General features: G+C 68.2%; 17 protein-coding genes. 10 read left to right on the top strand and 7 right to left on the bottom strand.

Annotated elements, in window-relative coordinates; genetic code table 11:
* Positions 1-41 precede the first annotated feature (41 nt).
* From AC5RV6_RS15105 to AC5RV6_RS15095, 3 genes are all read left to right on the top strand, one after another.
* Positions 42-731: an SDR family NAD(P)-dependent oxidoreductase gene (locus tag AC5RV6_RS15105; protein ID WP_494008178.1), complete on the top strand. Its 690-nt coding sequence runs from the start codon at positions 42-44 to the stop codon at positions 729-731.
* A 155-nt stretch (positions 732-886) separates the two neighbouring features.
* Positions 887-2422, top strand: coding sequence for an LTA synthase family protein (locus tag AC5RV6_RS15100; RefSeq protein ID WP_494008177.1), 1536 nt, complete (start codon positions 887-889; stop codon positions 2420-2422).
* 125 nt (positions 2423-2547) lie between these two features.
* Positions 2548-2676 carry a hypothetical protein gene (locus tag AC5RV6_RS15095; RefSeq protein ID WP_494008176.1) on the top strand — a complete coding sequence of 43 codons (129 nt, stop codon included), beginning with the start codon at positions 2548-2550 and terminating at the stop codon, positions 2674-2676.
* 80 nt (positions 2677-2756) lie between these two features.
* On the opposite strand, the gene AC5RV6_RS15090 is transcribed toward AC5RV6_RS15095, so the two are convergent.
* On the bottom strand, positions 2757-3035 hold the full coding sequence (locus tag AC5RV6_RS15090; RefSeq protein WP_494008175.1) for a hypothetical protein: 279 nt from the start codon (positions 3033-3035) through the stop codon (positions 2757-2759).
* A 246-nt stretch (positions 3036-3281) separates the two neighbouring features.
* On the opposite strand from AC5RV6_RS15090, the gene AC5RV6_RS15085 reads away from it, so the two are divergent.
* Both AC5RV6_RS15085 and AC5RV6_RS15080 read left to right on the top strand, forming a co-directional pair.
* Positions 3282-4133, top strand: a complete 852-nt coding sequence (locus tag AC5RV6_RS15085; RefSeq protein ID WP_494008174.1) for a helix-turn-helix domain-containing protein — start codon at positions 3282-3284, stop codon at positions 4131-4133.
* Complete coding sequence (locus AC5RV6_RS15080) at positions 4130-5197, top strand: DNA polymerase IV (RefSeq protein WP_494008173.1); 1068 nt, start codon at positions 4130-4132, stop codon at positions 5195-5197. Before AC5RV6_RS15085 ends, AC5RV6_RS15080 begins: the two co-directional genes overlap by 4 nt.
* Positions 5198-5230: 33 nt before the next feature.
* Here AC5RV6_RS15080 and AC5RV6_RS15075 read toward each other — a convergent pair whose 3' ends face one another.
* The 3 genes from AC5RV6_RS15075 to AC5RV6_RS15065 form a co-directional block, all read right to left on the bottom strand.
* Positions 5231-6247: an NADPH:quinone reductase gene (locus tag AC5RV6_RS15075; protein ID WP_494008172.1), complete on the bottom strand. Its 1017-nt coding sequence runs from the start codon at positions 6245-6247 to the stop codon at positions 5231-5233.
* Positions 6248-6416: 169 nt separating this feature from the next.
* Entirely contained in the window at positions 6417-6623 is a 207-nt protein-coding gene (locus tag AC5RV6_RS15070; RefSeq protein WP_494008171.1) for a hypothetical protein, read from the bottom strand.
* 88 nt (positions 6624-6711) lie between these two features.
* A complete protein-coding gene (locus AC5RV6_RS15065; protein ID WP_494008170.1) occupies positions 6712-7458 on the bottom strand; it encodes an SDR family NAD(P)-dependent oxidoreductase in 747 nt (248 codons plus the stop codon).
* 86 nt (positions 7459-7544) lie between these two features.
* Here AC5RV6_RS15065 and AC5RV6_RS15060 point away from each other — a divergent pair, with 86 nt between their 5' ends.
* Positions 7545-8129, top strand: coding sequence for a TetR/AcrR family transcriptional regulator (locus AC5RV6_RS15060; RefSeq protein WP_494008169.1), 585 nt, complete (start codon positions 7545-7547; stop codon positions 8127-8129).
* A gap of 32 nt (positions 8130-8161) precedes the next feature.
* Here the strand turns inward: AC5RV6_RS15060 and AC5RV6_RS15055 are convergent, their stop codons facing one another.
* Positions 8162-9502 carry an APC family permease gene (locus tag AC5RV6_RS15055; RefSeq protein WP_494008168.1) on the bottom strand — a complete coding sequence of 447 codons (1341 nt, stop codon included), beginning with the start codon at positions 9500-9502 and terminating at the stop codon, positions 8162-8164.
* 231 nt (positions 9503-9733) lie between these two features.
* Positions 9734-10120, bottom strand: coding sequence for a hypothetical protein (locus AC5RV6_RS15050; RefSeq protein ID WP_494008167.1), 387 nt, complete (start codon positions 10118-10120; stop codon positions 9734-9736).
* On the opposite strand from AC5RV6_RS15050, the gene AC5RV6_RS15045 reads away from it, so the two are divergent.
* From AC5RV6_RS15045 to AC5RV6_RS15030, 4 genes are read left to right on the top strand one after another with little or no spacing between them, the layout of a single operon-like run.
* Positions 10119-11153 (top strand): hypothetical protein, encoded by a 1035-nt coding sequence (locus tag AC5RV6_RS15045; protein WP_494008166.1) that lies wholly within the window; start codon positions 10119-10121, stop codon positions 11151-11153. The genes AC5RV6_RS15050 and AC5RV6_RS15045 overlap by 2 nt on opposite strands.
* A 50-nt stretch (positions 11154-11203) precedes the next feature.
* Positions 11204-11905, top strand: coding sequence for a histidine phosphatase family protein (locus AC5RV6_RS15040; protein WP_494008165.1), 702 nt, complete (start codon positions 11204-11206; stop codon positions 11903-11905).
* Between the two features lie 15 nt (positions 11906-11920).
* Positions 11921-12490, top strand: coding sequence for a DUF3090 domain-containing protein (locus tag AC5RV6_RS15035; RefSeq protein ID WP_494008164.1), 570 nt, complete (start codon positions 11921-11923; stop codon positions 12488-12490).
* On the top strand, positions 12490-13257 hold the full coding sequence (locus AC5RV6_RS15030; RefSeq protein WP_494008163.1) for an SCO1664 family protein: 768 nt from the start codon (positions 12490-12492) through the stop codon (positions 13255-13257). Before AC5RV6_RS15035 ends, AC5RV6_RS15030 begins: the two co-directional genes overlap by 1 nt.
* 184 nt (positions 13258-13441) lie before the next feature.
* Here the strand turns inward: AC5RV6_RS15030 and AC5RV6_RS15025 are convergent, their stop codons facing one another.
* Complete coding sequence (locus tag AC5RV6_RS15025) at positions 13442-13846, bottom strand: hypothetical protein (protein WP_494008162.1); 405 nt, start codon at positions 13844-13846, stop codon at positions 13442-13444.
* Positions 13847-14152: the final 306 nt, after the last annotated feature.

Raw genomic sequence — 14152 nt, 5'->3', positions numbered from 1 at the left:
CGGCAGGCACCCCAGCCGCCGACCATCCGAAAGGCAGCATCATGACCGTCACCCTGATCACCGGAGCCAACAAAGGCATCGGCTTCGAAACCGCACGGCAGCTCCTGGCCCACGGCCACACCGTCTATCTCGGCGCACGCGACCCGGAGCGCGGCGCGAAGGCCGCGGCGGAGCTGGGCGCCTTCTTCGTCCAGCTCGACGTGACCGATGACGCGTCGGTCGCCGCGGCGCTGGAGACGATCGGCCGCGCGGAAGGGGCGCTCGACGTGCTGGTGAACAATGCCGGCGTCATGGCCAACGGCACCGTCGACGGCCCGACCGCGCTCCGGTCGTTCGACACCAATGCCGTAGGGATCGTCCGCGTCACCGAAGCCGCGCTGCCCTGGCTGCAGCGGTCATCGCAGCCGGTCGTCGTCAACGTTACGAGCAGCATGGGCTCCTTCTGGGCCGTGACCACGCCCGAGCGGCCGGAGTCCGGGCTGACCACGGCCCCGCTGTACGCGGCGTCCAAAGCTGCGGCCAACATGCTGACCCTGCAGTACGCCAAAGCACACCCCGACATCAGGTTCAGTGCGGTGGAGCCGGGCTTCACCGCCACCGACATGACGGCGGGGATGGACGGCGGCCGGCCCGTGGAGGTCAGTGCCCGGACGATCGTCCGGCTCGCGACGCAGGCGCCGGCCGGCCCCGCCGGAACGTTTTCGGATGAGGGCGGCCCCCTGCCCTGGTAGCCGCCCGCTCCGACCGGGCCGCTGCGGCGGGTTACTGGGCGATGAACGCAGGTTGAACGGGTAACGTATCGGTATTACTCTTCTACGGACCCAAAAACGGGGTGGATGTCAAGGGTGCCCGGCCAACGCGGGGCCCGGAACGTGAGGTATTGCCAATGTCCGGTCGGCTTCTGCATACGGCCCGGCGGGGCGGCGTCGTCCTGGGACACGTCCTGGTCTACGCCCTGATCTGGCTGTCCCTCGCGCTGCTGGTGGCCGCCGTCGGTATCCGCTTCTACTTCGGTGAGATCTCCGTGGGCCAGATGCTGCTGAACCTGGTCTCGGTGGAGGCCGACGGCGGCGGCGGCGACCTGGTCTGGAAGGGCATCCTGGGCATCGGCGTGGCGCCGCTGCTCATCACCCTGGCGCTTGCGTACTGGCAGCACCGCCGCCGCCGGCGCCGCCGCGGGGGCGAGGGCCCGTCGCCGCGCACCAAGTGGATCACCCGCGCCGTTTCCACGGTCGCGGTGTCCGCGCTGGTGGTGGGCAGCACCACCGCCTTCGCCACCACCGTGAACATGGCCGACTACATCAAGTCCGGCAATTCCAAGTACGACGTCGGCGACTACTACGCGGAGCCGACCGTCACCAGCGCCGACGGCGCGCGCAACCTGGTGCTGATCTACCTGGAATCCGGCGAGGGCACCCTTGCCGATGACGAGCTGTTCGAGAAGGACGCGTTCCTGCCGCTGAAGGAGGCCACCCCGGCCGCCGAGGGCTGGCAGAGCGTGGAGAACTTCCAGCAGTACGCCGGCGGCGGCTGGACCATGGCCGGCCTGGTCTCCACCCAGTGCGGAGTGCCGCTGAAGAGCGCGGGCGGCGACGGCGGCCGCGGCGTCGGCGGCGTCGACACCTACATGGGCGGCACCACCTGCCTGGGCGATGTGCTGGCCGAGCACGGCTACACCAACGTCTTCCTGGGCGGCGCCAGCTCCTCGTTCGCCGCGAAGGACACCTTCCTGGCCAGCCACGGCTACTCCGAGGTGAAGGGCCTGAACGACTGGCGGGACGCCGGCGAACCGGCCGACAGCTTCCGCCCGGACTGGGGCCTGAGCGATGAGCGGCTCATGGCCAACGCCCGGGACAAGGTCGACGAGCTGCACGCCGAGTCCGAGCGCACCGGCAAGCCGTTCAACCTGTCCGTGCTGACCCTGGACACCCACGAACCGGTGCACATCTACGACTACTGCGACGTGGACACCGAGAACCGGGTCACCTCCGCCTTCCACTGCTCGCTGACGCAGGTGGCCGGCTTCGTGGAGCACATGGAGGCCCAGGGCTACCTCGAGGACACCGCCGTGGTCATCATGGGCGACCACCTCAAGCACATGAGCGCCGGCGACGCGTTCCACGAGCAGCTGGATTACCACCCGAACCGCACCATCTTCAACCGGATCTGGGTGCCCGGCCAGGACCAGGGCACCGTGCTGCGCGACGGCGTCGACCAGCTGAGCATGTACCCCACCCTCCTGGAAGCCGCCGGCCTGACCCTCGAGGGACGGCAGGCTGGACTGGGCGTCTCCGCCTTCGCCCCGGAGGTGCCGGCCGGCTCCGCGCAGGCCATGCACCCGGAGGCCTACGCCGAACTGCTGGACTCCCGCTCCGCCCAGTTCTACACGCAGGCCTGGGCCACCGACGACGTCACCGAGTAGCCCCAGCCCGATCAAGTAGCGCCGGCCCGGTCACAAGTCCGCCGCAGTGATGGACGATGGGAAGGTCAGACCGGGGCCGCCTGCCGGCGGACCCGGCCCCCCACAGGACGAAAGGCGGAAGCCACATGGCGGATCTGGGCGGAATGGCGGACAAGGCCAAGGACGCGGCCAAGGACCACCCGGAGCAGGTGGACCAGGCCAAGGACAAGGTCAAGGACAAAGTCACCGGCAACAAGGACGACGAGCAGAAATAGAGCTCAGCACAACGAAAGCCGGGCCGCCCGAGTTGGGCGGCCCGGCTTTCTGCCTGTCCGGCCCGGCCGGCGGCAGGGCATCAGCCCAGTTCCCGCTGGCGTTCCACCTCCCGGGCCACCTGGTCCTCCCGGACGCGGAAGCCGAAGCTGCCGTACAGCGCCAACCCCCAGAGCAGCGCCGCCACGGACAGGCCCAGCGCCGGCCACACCGGCCAGAAATAGCCCTCCGGCGTCGTCCACCACCAGATCATCAGCATGCCGGCCAGCGCGACGGCCCACACGACAAGCACCGCCTTGTACACGCTGCGCGCGATGACGATGGTCCGGGCGCGGCGTTCCAGGTCTGAGTCGCGGTCCATTGTGAGTCTCCTTTACCGGTGCGCCGGCCCGCCGGGTCCAGGGACCGCGGCGGTGCCGGACTGTCCATCCCGTGTCGGAGGCCCGGCTCACGTGGTCGTTCCTGCGTGGTCGCGGCGTCTCCCGCGGGCTTGGTACAGACGCTACGGACGTGCCCCTGCGGCAGCCAGAGCCCCGCTCAGCCCGGGGCCTGACAAGACCCCCGCTCACGGCTGTTCGCCCGGCCCGGCGGCGCCTACCCTGAGCGTATGACTCCTGCCTCGAACGCCCTCGGCAGCTACCTGCGGGCCCGGCGCGAGCTGATCACCCCGGAGCAGGCCGGCATCCCCGCCACCGGGGTTCGGCGGGTGCCCGGGCTGCGGCGCGAGGAGGTGGCCATGCTCGCCGGGATCAGCGCCGACTACTACCTGCGGCTGGAGCGCGGACGGGACCGGCATCCGTCCGTGCAGGTGCTGGAATCCATCGCCCGGGTACTGCAGCTCGACGACGACCACCTCGCCCACCTTCTGACGCTCGTCGCGGAGGTGCCCCGGCACCGGCCCCGGCGGCCGCCCCGGGAGACGCCGCCGGAGGGGGCACTCAAGCTCATGGAGTCCCTGCCGCACCCGGCCTTCATCGAGGGCCGGTACTTCGACATCCTGGCCTCCAACCGGCTCGCGAAGGCGTTGTCCCCGCGGCTCGACGTCGGCGGCAACCAGCTGCGGGACATGTTCCTCGACCCGTCCGAGCAGGCCCTGCACCCGGACTGGGAAACCGTCACCGAGTGCTTCATCGCGAACCTGCGGCAGGCCGTGGGCAGCGACGTGGACAACCCGCGGTTCATTGACCTGGTGGGCGAGCTGTCACTCGCCAGCCCGTACTTCCGTCAGCTGTGGGCACGGCACGAAGTGCGCGGGCAGAAGGGGACGCCGATGCGGCTGAACCACCCGCAGGTCGGGGAGATGACGCTGAACCGGGAACGGCTGGCCATCAGCGGAGCGGATCACCTGATGCTGGTGGTCTATCACCCGGACGAGGGAACCCGGGACGCGGAGCGGCTGGCCCTCCTCGCCTCCGCCGCTCTGCCCGCCGCAACGCCGGTCAGAGAAGAGGCGACGTGACGGCCTGGGTGCTGCATGTGGACCTCGACCAGTTCATCGCCGCCGTCGAGGTGCTGCGGCGCCCGGAGCTGGCGGGGCAGCCCGTGATTGTCGGCGGCCGGGGTGATCCCACCGAGCGGGCCGTGGTGTCCACCGCCTCCTACGAGGCGCGGGCGTTCGGCGTCGGCTCCGGGATGCCGCTGCGGGTGGCGGCCCGGAAGGTGCCCGACGCCGTGTTCCTGCCCGTGGATGCCGAGGCGTACCTGGCCGCGTCGGATACGGTGATGGGCACGCTGAAGGCCCGGCCCGGCGCCGTCGTGCAGGTCCTGGGCTGGGATGAGGCCTTCGTCGGCGTCGAGACCGAGGATCCGGCGGCCTACGCCCGGGACCTGCAGGACCCCGTGCTGGAGGCGACGCAGCTGCACTGCAGCGTGGGCATCGGCGACACCCTGATCCGGGCCAAGAACGCCACCGACTTCGGCAAGCCCGCCGGGCTCTTCCGGCTCACCGCGGAGAACTGGCTGGACGTGATGGGCGCTCGGCCCACCAAGGAGCTGTGGGGCGTGGGCAATAAGATCTCCGCCCGGCTGGCGAAGCTCGGCATCAGCACCGTGGCCGAGCTGGCCGCCGCCGATCCGCAGGCGCTGGTGCCGGAGTTCGGGCCCAAGATGGGGCCCTGGTACGCGCAGCTGGGCCGCGGTGACGGCAGCAGCGAGGTGGACGACACGCCCTGGGTGGCGCGCGGGCACAGCCGCGAGACCACCTTCCAGCAGAACCTCACCGAGCCGGAGCAGGTGCTCGACGCCGTCCGGCAGCTGACGGACGACGTGCTGAAGGACGTCGCGGCGGAGGGCCGGCCGGTGATCGGGCTGACCCTCAAGGTCCGCTACGCGCCGTTCACCACCAAGACCCACGCACGGAAGATTCCGGAGACCGCCGACGGCGGCGAGGTCCTCGCGAGGGCGCTGGACCTCGCCGCGGCGATCGAGCCGGGCCGGCCCATCCGCCTGCTGGGCCTGCGGGCGGAAATGCCCATGCCCGATGACGCGCGGCAGGGACACACGCCCACCCGCGGCGGATGGTGAAGCTCGGCCGGCGACAAGCGGGGCGCGCGGTGACTAGTCCTCTGCGGCCACCCGGATGAGCACCTTGCCGGTGACGCCGTCCTCCACGGCGTCGTGCGCGGCGGCGGTGTCCGCCAGCTCGAACCAGGTCAGCGGCAGGCCCGCGGCCTCCCCCACCGGCAGGGCGCCGTCGCGCAGCGCCTCGGTGATGTCCTTGACCGCGGCGTGGTGGGCGGCTTCGCCTTCGGTGTAGACCAGCACGCCCTGCCAGCGGACGTTCTTCGCGAAGCTCGCCACGATCGGCACAGTGAATTCCTCGCCGTTGTTGTTCGCGTAGTAGGCGATGCTGGCGTGGTTGGCGGCCACCTCGACGTCGAGCGCCGCATTCTGTGCCGGGGACACCTCCACGATGTGGTCGACGCCGTCGGGCGCGATCTCGCGGATGCGGTCGGCTTCGGCGTCGTCGGGATAGCGGACGATGTGGTGGGCACCGGCGGCGCGGGCCAGCTCGGCCTTCGCGTCGCTGCTGACCGTGGCAATGACGGTGGCGCCGGCCCAGGCGGCGAGCTGGATCGCGGCGTGACCCACCGCTCCGGCGCCGCCCTGGACGAGGACCGTGCGGTCCGCGAGCGCCCCCGGTGCCAGCCGGGCGGGGCCGAACTCGTGCACGGTGAGGGCGCGGTGCGCGGCCATGGCCGGGACGCCCAGGCTGGCGGCGACGTCGAACCCGGTGCCCTCGGGCAGCGGCACCGCGCGGTCGGCGGGCAGGACGGCGAATTCCTGCGCGGTGCCGTTCGGGCGGCCGTGGGCGGCGAGGTAGATCCAGACCCGGTCTCCGGGCTGCAGGCCGGTGACGCCCTCGCCCACCGCGTCGACGATGCCTGCGCCGTCCTGGTTGGGCACGACTTCGGGGAAGGGCACGCCGGCGGCGCGGGCCTTCCAGTCGGTGGGGTTCACCCCGGAGACAATGATGCGGACCCGGACTTCACCGGGACCGGGATCGGCAACCTCACGCTCGGCGAGGGAGAGGACAGAGGACGCTCCGGGCTCGGAGTAGACGATTGCTTTCATAGCGGACTGCAAGGACTTCGGGGTGTGGTCTATTCCCCGGCCGCCGGCGGGCCGGGCCGGACGTAGGCATTGTCGGCCGCGTCGGTGATCGCCGCCCAGGGCCTGCCGGCGCTTCGGGACGCGGGCTATCGGGTCCAGCATCAGGCAGCCGGGCCGTAGACGGATCCTGCTAGGGAGCGGGAGTCCTCTGGCCATGAGCGTCTCGCCCGCGACGTTTCCTGAGCCAACGGCTCACGCAGATGGTGATGAACATTCCGAACATGACGGCGATGGCCCAGCGAAACAGCATCTGGATGTCCGTATAGGTATCGAGAACGATATTCATCACGAGAGCAGCGAGGGTGCCGACGACGACAATGACGGTTTCGGGCTTCATGGAGCCGAGCGTTCCAGCGTTGGGCAGCCCGGTCAAACGGAGCAGTCCGGCCAACGAGCCCAGGGATACCCCCGGAGGTGGCCCTGGGTCACAGCAGCACGCCTCCGGACACTTCGATGCGCTCCCCCGTTGCCCAGCGGAGCTCATTGGACACCAGGGCAGCGATTGCGTCGGCGATGTCGTCCGGCTCGCCCACCCGCCCGAGGGCGGTCTGCCCGGACAGCGTCGCGCGCATGGCTTCGCTGTCGCGCATCGCTCCGCCGTTGAAGTCGGTCGCGGTCGGCCCGGGGGCAATCGTGTTGATCCGGATGCCCCGCGGACCCAGCTCGAGGGCGAGGCTGCGGGTCAGCGCTTCAAGCGCCTTCTTGGATGCCGCATACACGGAGGTTGCCGGGCTGACGTGCCGGCTGAGCGAACTCGACACGTTCACAATGCTTGCCCCCTCTGAGAGATAGGGCAGGAAGGCCTGCGTGACGAAAAGCGGACCACGGACGTTGACCGCGAAGGTGGTGTCGAAGTCTTCCGGTGTGATGGCTCCCAGCGGCGCGAACAGTCCCACCCCGGCGTTGTTGACCAGCACGTCCAGGGACCGCGCATTCCATTCCCGGGCGACGCCGTCGAGCACCGCCACGCGGGCGGCCTCAATGGAGGAAAGGTCTGCAACATCCAGCCGGACCGCGATGGCTTCGCCGCCTGCATCAACGATGTCCTCCACGACCTCGTCCTCACCACCCCGTGAGGCAGCGACGACGTTGATCTTGTTCCGGGCCAAAGCGAGCGCGGTGGCCCGTCCCAGTCCGCGGTTGGCTCCGGTCACGAGGGCAATGCGGGTCATGGTGCGCTCCTATAAGTAAATAGATACTTACCCGTAAGCTAGTGGTCGACAGCCGAGCCGGTCAAGACCTATCCGAGGGGAATCGCATGGCACGTGACGCCGAAGCTACAAGGGAGCGGATCCTCGCGGCGGCGACCGTGGAGTTCGCCGCGCACGGGTTCGCCGGCGGGCGCGTGGAGCGGATCGCCGCCCAGGCGCAGAGCAACGTGCGGATGATTTACGCCTACTACGGCAGCAAGAGCGGCCTGTTCGACGCGACGGTTGCGGACGCGCTGCGCCGGATGGCGGAGAACGTTCCGCCGCGCCCCGAGGACCTCGCAGGCTGGGCCGGGGACGTGTTCGACCATCATCAGCGCTTCCCCGAAGTCCTCCGCCTGAGCATGTGGGCCCGGCTCGAGCGGCCGGAGGCCACCGCGGAGCCGAGCGATGCCTACCGCAACAAAGCGCTCGCCGTGGAGACCGCCGCCGCACACCCGCTGACCGCCGTCGACGTCCTGGTCTTCATTTACGCCATCGCCCAGGCCTGGCAGCTCTCACCGGAAGGGCTTGCCGGCCTCGCGGAAAGCGCGGATCGAGGCGGGGAAGCCGCCGCCCGCCGGCAGGCGGTGGTCACCGCCGTCGAGCGGATGCTGCAGGCCCACAGCGAACCCGCCGGCGACAGCAGTGACTGAACAGCTGCAGACGCCGGCGTCGATGACGGGAGTCAGTCGGCGCTCACGCGTTCCTCGCGTTTGCGGCCGGCCCGGGCAGCGAGGAACAGCAGGGATCCGATCGCTACGTAGACGGCGGCACTGAGCCAGATCGCCGCGCTTTGTTGAGTGAGGAGCGCAATGCTGGCAATGATCGCCAGGACCGGCATGAACCGCGGAGCTGAGAAGTGGTCATGGTCCACTTTGTCCTTTTTGAGGACCAGGACGCTGACGTTCGCGGACAGGAACACCAGGAGCAGCAGCAGCACGGTGGTCTCGGCCAGCGAGGCAACATTTCCGGTGAGGGTCAGGACGATCGTCAGCCCGGCCACCACGACAATGGAAACCCACGGAGTGCGGCGGCCCGGCAGCACGCGGCTGAAGGCACGAGGGAGCAGTTCCGCTTCGGCCAATCCGTAACCGACACGGCTGGCCATGACCATGAAGAGCAGGGCCCCGTTGGCAATGGCGATCAGGGCGATGATGCTGAACAGTCCGGGCGGAATTCCGACGCCGCTGGTGGCGACGACGTCGAGCAGAGGCCCGGTCGACTCCGCCAGGTCGACCGGCGGCATGACGATGACCGCACCGACAGCGATCAGGAGATAGACCACCCCGGCCGTGCAGATGGCGCCGAACAGTGCACGGGGGTACGCCTTGGAGGGGTTGCGGACCTCCTCCGCCATGTTGGCTGCCGCCTCAAAGCCGAGGAAAGAGAAGAAGGCGACGATCGACGCGGCGAAGGCGCCCTCGAGGGGCGGTACGTCCGGCGCGAATTCCAGGAGCCGGGACGGATCCCCGTTGCCGGCGGCGAAAACCATCGCGGCGACGACAATGACGATGACGAGGCCGGTGACCTCGATGATGGAGGCTACGAGGTTCGCGGCGAGGGATTCCCGGACGCCGCGAAGATTGATCAGGGTCAGCAGGATAATGAACGCGATCGCTGCGGGGACCGCCGGCACGTTGATGAGTGCGGTCAGGTAGTCGCCGGCGAAGGCGTTCGCGAGGGCAGCAGCCGTGGTGATGCCGGAGGCCATCATCAGGAAGCCGACGAGGAACGACACGTAGGGAATGCCAAAAGCCCGGTCAGCGTAACGTGCGGCGCCGCCGGCGTGCGGATACTTGGTGATCAGCTCCGCGTAGGTGGCGGCGGTGAGCAGCGCGACGACCAGGGCGATCAGCAGAGGTATCCAGATCGCACCCCCGACGTCGGCGGCCATGGTGCCCACCAGGGTGTAGATGCCGGCACCGAGGGTGTCGCCAACGATGAACGCGAACAGCAGCGGTGCGCCGACAGCCCGCTTCAGGCCGGGCGACTTTTGCGGTGTGGTCGTGCCGGGGTCCTTCGTCATTGGGCTATTGGATTCCGATTACCGCCCCTGCGCAAGCACTTGGGTGAAATTTTGTGGGCGCCGAAACCCTCGGCACGATTGATTTTTCCGCGACAGAACGTCCGGGGTGACCGGGCAGGAGGAGCCAGCCGAGGTCTGGCGCTGGCTTGCTCCGGCAAGGCCGGCTCCCAGCGTCAGGTACGGCCTGGTGCCCTGGTTTTCGTCGACACTGTGGCAGGTTGGTCGCACCAGTCACCTGTCGAGCCAGTCCTCCGGTGCGTCAAACGAGGGTCGCTGGCGTTCGTCGCGTCCTTCCGAATTCAATGGCCTCCGCTTTCTTTCACCGCGATTCAGGCTGATCAGTCGAAATGACCAGGTGAGGATCAGGATGGAACCGGCTGCCACGCGCATGATGTCCGATGCAATGAATTCGAAGGGCTTACACGGGCTGCCGGTGATCCGGTCGGCCGCTGCCCCGCTTGTTCTAGTAGTATCGGCTAACAGACGAGCGGTATCCGCTTTTTCTAACCAGATGGGAACTCCCGCCAGCCGCTTCGCCAGCGGCGGTATCTCAAACTCATTTCGGCTCATCTGAAGGCGACTGCCAGTGCATATCGCGACAGGATACGAGACAGCCATGGGACAATTCAGGGATTCCGTTCACAACATCGAACGCAACACACGGAGCGCGGCTGCCTCAGCCGCATCGACCGCTCGAAGTAGTGCCGCTACCACAAGAGCAGCTCAGAGCGCTGCGACCGGCGCCTGGGTGGGCGCAGGTTTCCAAGCAGCCGCTGCATTCCAGTCAGCTCGTGCCGCGCGAGCCACGGAAGAACTGGTAGAGCTTCAGCGCGCGAGGAACGACGAGGATAAGCGGTATCGGTTCGCCCAGTGGAGTCAAACGCGCAATGGGCTCGCGTTCGTAGCATGGCGAGAGCGCGCCGTCGGCCTCGCACAGACCCTTCGCAACCGGGATGCCGAGTGGCTTTCTGCATGGGCCAGGGTCATCGGACGAGCGCAAGCGGAAACGACCGAAGAAGAAAAGCATCGATTTCTGAGACATCCTGCGCGGCTGAAGCAGAGGGGCTTGCGAATCGCGGCCACCGTGAGTTTTGTTATCGCGGTACCGTATGCCGTCAGCTTCGCCCTCCAGATTCTCGTGCCGAACATGTTTCAGCCCGCTGCAGCTGTTGGCGGCTACACCTACGAGCAGTGCCTCGCAGATCTTGAGGACCCCGAAAACTTCTTAATCAACGAAGCCGACTGCGAAGCCATCAGCCCTCACCTATCTACGCCAACGACCCTGTTTCCATTGATACTTCTCATCGGTTTAGGTGTCATCTTCGCGGTCTTGCGTCGCATCAGAAAACGGGCTGCCCAAAGTGACCTGACGGTGACCCGCGAGGAGCGGTCGCGAATTGAACGCTGGGGCTTCGATCCGCTCGCAGTGCAGCCAGGCTATGCGGCGTTTACATGGCATCAATCGCAGGACGCGAACGAGTATGCCGACCGGCTCATGCACCTCGCGCTGCACGGACACGCCAGCTTTCCAGCCCAGTCGCAACTAATCCCGCTCGCCGTTCCCGACTCATGGCCTCCCTCCGGAAATTACCCGGCGGAGGTAAACGAAGTGCTCGAAAAATACCGGACGGAACGGCCTCCGCTCGGATAAGAGATCTTCGGGTGGGAAGCCGGCTTCGCACCCGCCGCTAGGCTGGGGCAATGGCAACAGTGATCCTCGTGCGGCACGGCCGCACCACCGCGAACGCCTCCGGGCTGCTGGCCGGCCGCACCCCCGGCGTCGAACTGGACCAGGTGGGCCGGGACCAGGCGGCCGCGACGGCGGACCGGCTCGCCGCGGTGCCGCTCGTCGGCGTCGTGTCCAGTCCCCTGGAGCGCTGCCGGCAGACCGCGCAGTTCATCCTGGACCGCCAGTCCGGCACCCCGCACACACCGGTCGAGGAGGACATCACCGAGTGCGACTACGGCTCCTGGCAGGGCCGCACCCTCGAGGAGCTCGCGCAGGAGGAGCTGTGGCGGACGGTGCAGGCCCAGCCCTCCGCCGTCGTCTTCCCCGGAGGGGAGTCCATGCCCGCGATGCAGGCCCGCGCAGTGGCGGCCATCCGCCGCCATGATGCGGCGTTCGAGGCCGAGCACGGGCCGGGGGCCATATGGGTGGCGGTGAGCCACGGTGACATCATCAAGTCCGTCCTGGCCGACGCGCTCGGCATGCACCTGGACCTGTTCCAGCGCATCGCCGTCGGCCCCGCCTCCGTGTCGGTGGTGACCTACGGCGCCCACCGCCCCACCGTCCACGCGACCAACACCGACGCCGGAGACCTGTCCTGGCTGGCGGGCAGCGCCGCGGGTCAGGACGCGCCGGTGGGCGGTGGCGCCGGACACGCAGCGCCGCCGGCCCGATGAGCCTAAAGTAGTCCTATGCCTACGACCGTTCACGAGTTCGACTGGCCTGACCGCGTCGTCATCGGCACCGTCGGCGTCCCCGGGCAGCGCACCTTCTATCTGCAGGCGCGGGCCGGGAAGCAGCTGATCAGCGTCGCCCTGGAGAAGCAGCAGTCGGCCCAGCTCGCCGAGGGGATCGATGAGATCCTCGACCAGCTGATGACCGTCGACGGCAATCCCTTCAGCGTTCCGGCGAACACTCCCCTGGAGCTGGTCGACAACGACGACCTCGAGGCGGTGGAGGAACAGTTCCGCACCGGCGTCATGAGCCTGGGCTGGGACCCGACGACGGCGCAGATCGTCATCGAGGCCTACCCCCTGCCCGAGGATGATGAGGACGACGACGGCGCGCCCGAGGACGGCGCCCTCGGCGACGGCGAGGATCCCGACGTCCCCGAGATGCTGCTGGTGCGGATGCCGGTGGGCACCGCCCGGGCCTTCGCGAAGCGCACCCGGGAAGTGGTGGGCGCCGGGCGGCCGATCTGCGTGATCTGCGGCCAGCCGATGGACCCCGACGGGCACACCTGCGCTCTGCCCGAGCCCTGATGCCGGCTCCGGACCTGGTCACCGCGGAGCTGACCCTCACCGGCCGCCTCACGACGGCGTCGAACGCCACCTTTCTGGGCGGCATCGGCGACGCCGCCGTGGTCTACAAGCCGATTGCGGGCGAGCAGCCGCTGTGGGATTTCCCCGACGGGTGCCTGGCGCACCGGGAGGTGGCCGCCTACCTGGTCTCGGAGACCCTGGGCTGGAACATCGTGCCGCGCACCTGGCTGCGGGACGGGCCGTTCGGTGAGGGCATGGTGCAGCTCTGGCAGGAGACCGACCCCGAGCAGGCCGCGGTGGACCTGGTGCCGGCGGACGACGTGCCGGACACCGGCTGGAAGCAGGTCCTGGAAGGCCAGGACGAGCGCGGACGGATCGTCGCCCTGATTCACGAAGACACCCCTGCGCTGCGCCGGATGGCGGTGTTCGACGTCCTGGTCAACAACGCCGACCGCAAGGGCGATCACGTCCTGCCCATGCCCGGCGGACACCGGTACGGCGTGGACCACGGGCTCACCTTCCACCGCGAGCACAAGCTGCGCACCGTGCTGTGGGGCTGGATCGGCGAGGAACTGACCGCCGAGGAACTCGACGGCATCGACCGGCTGACCGGCGCGCTGCAAGGGAGACTGGGCGAACAGCTGAACGAACTGCTCACCGCCGAGGAACTCGCTGCCCTGGCGGCCCGCTGCACCCGGCTGCGCCGGACGGGCCGGTTTCCGGGACCCAGCGGCGGCATGCCGGCGGTGCCCTGGCCGCTGTTCTAGGCGGACAACCCCCGCTGATGGAAGGCGCGGAAGATTGGTTCCCACGACCTATCCAATGTTTGAGCCGCCGCTCCGAAGACTGCATGTTCCCGGGCAGCTATGCCCGCTACTGCGCCGGAGCTGGATCAATGCGGTGAGCGGCGGGAGGCCCGCCGCTCCCGCGCCGCCGTTCTATTTACCTGTCCTACTTAATGGGTTCCCCGAAGTAGAGAACTGTTCCATCAACCTGATTGCGTGTCGCGAACTGGCCTCCTGGAATAGCGGAACTTGGCACCTGAATAGCGAAGCGACCGGTAGACTCAATCCCTGTCTTGGCAATGATGTCGGGCTGTCCGATCCAGTCCTCTTCCAGCACGACGGCTGAGTTGTCGTCATTCCATATTTCATAAATCCGTCCGTCGCTGCCGATGAATATCGGCATAACAGATGCTGTCGGAGATACGGGTTCACCAGCATCCGCGCTTGGAAGGTTTTCATTCACCACCGAGGTCATGCGCCCGACCACGTAGTCCCAACCGTCCTTGACCTCGTTGTATGGGTTCTCAGCGAGGATCAGCGCTGCGCCCCCAGTCGTTACCGTTTCAGTCACAGTCACATCCCATCTGCTCTTGGCAGAAGAGGTAGCCAGCGTTCCGAAATCGAATGGCTGGGATGCTGTGCCGTCCTCCTGAGGAGCAGAGGCAGGTGTGCTTGGTGCGCTGGACGCTGACGGCTCCGTGAACGCTTTATCCGCTGATGCAGGACCCGTGTCTCCACATCCAGCGAGCACCATGGTGCTGAGTGCGGCAGCGACAACAAGCTTCAAGTACTTCAAGGGCCCTCCGGCAAACGTGCGATATGAACAGGTTTCACTATCGGTCGTTTGCATGAGGATGTGAGGCGCCTGCTGCACTCT

Source organism: Arthrobacter saudimassiliensis, assembly GCF_059090665.1.
Note: the sequence above shows the minus strand (reverse complement) of the source record. Positions and strands in the feature narration are given on the sequence as shown.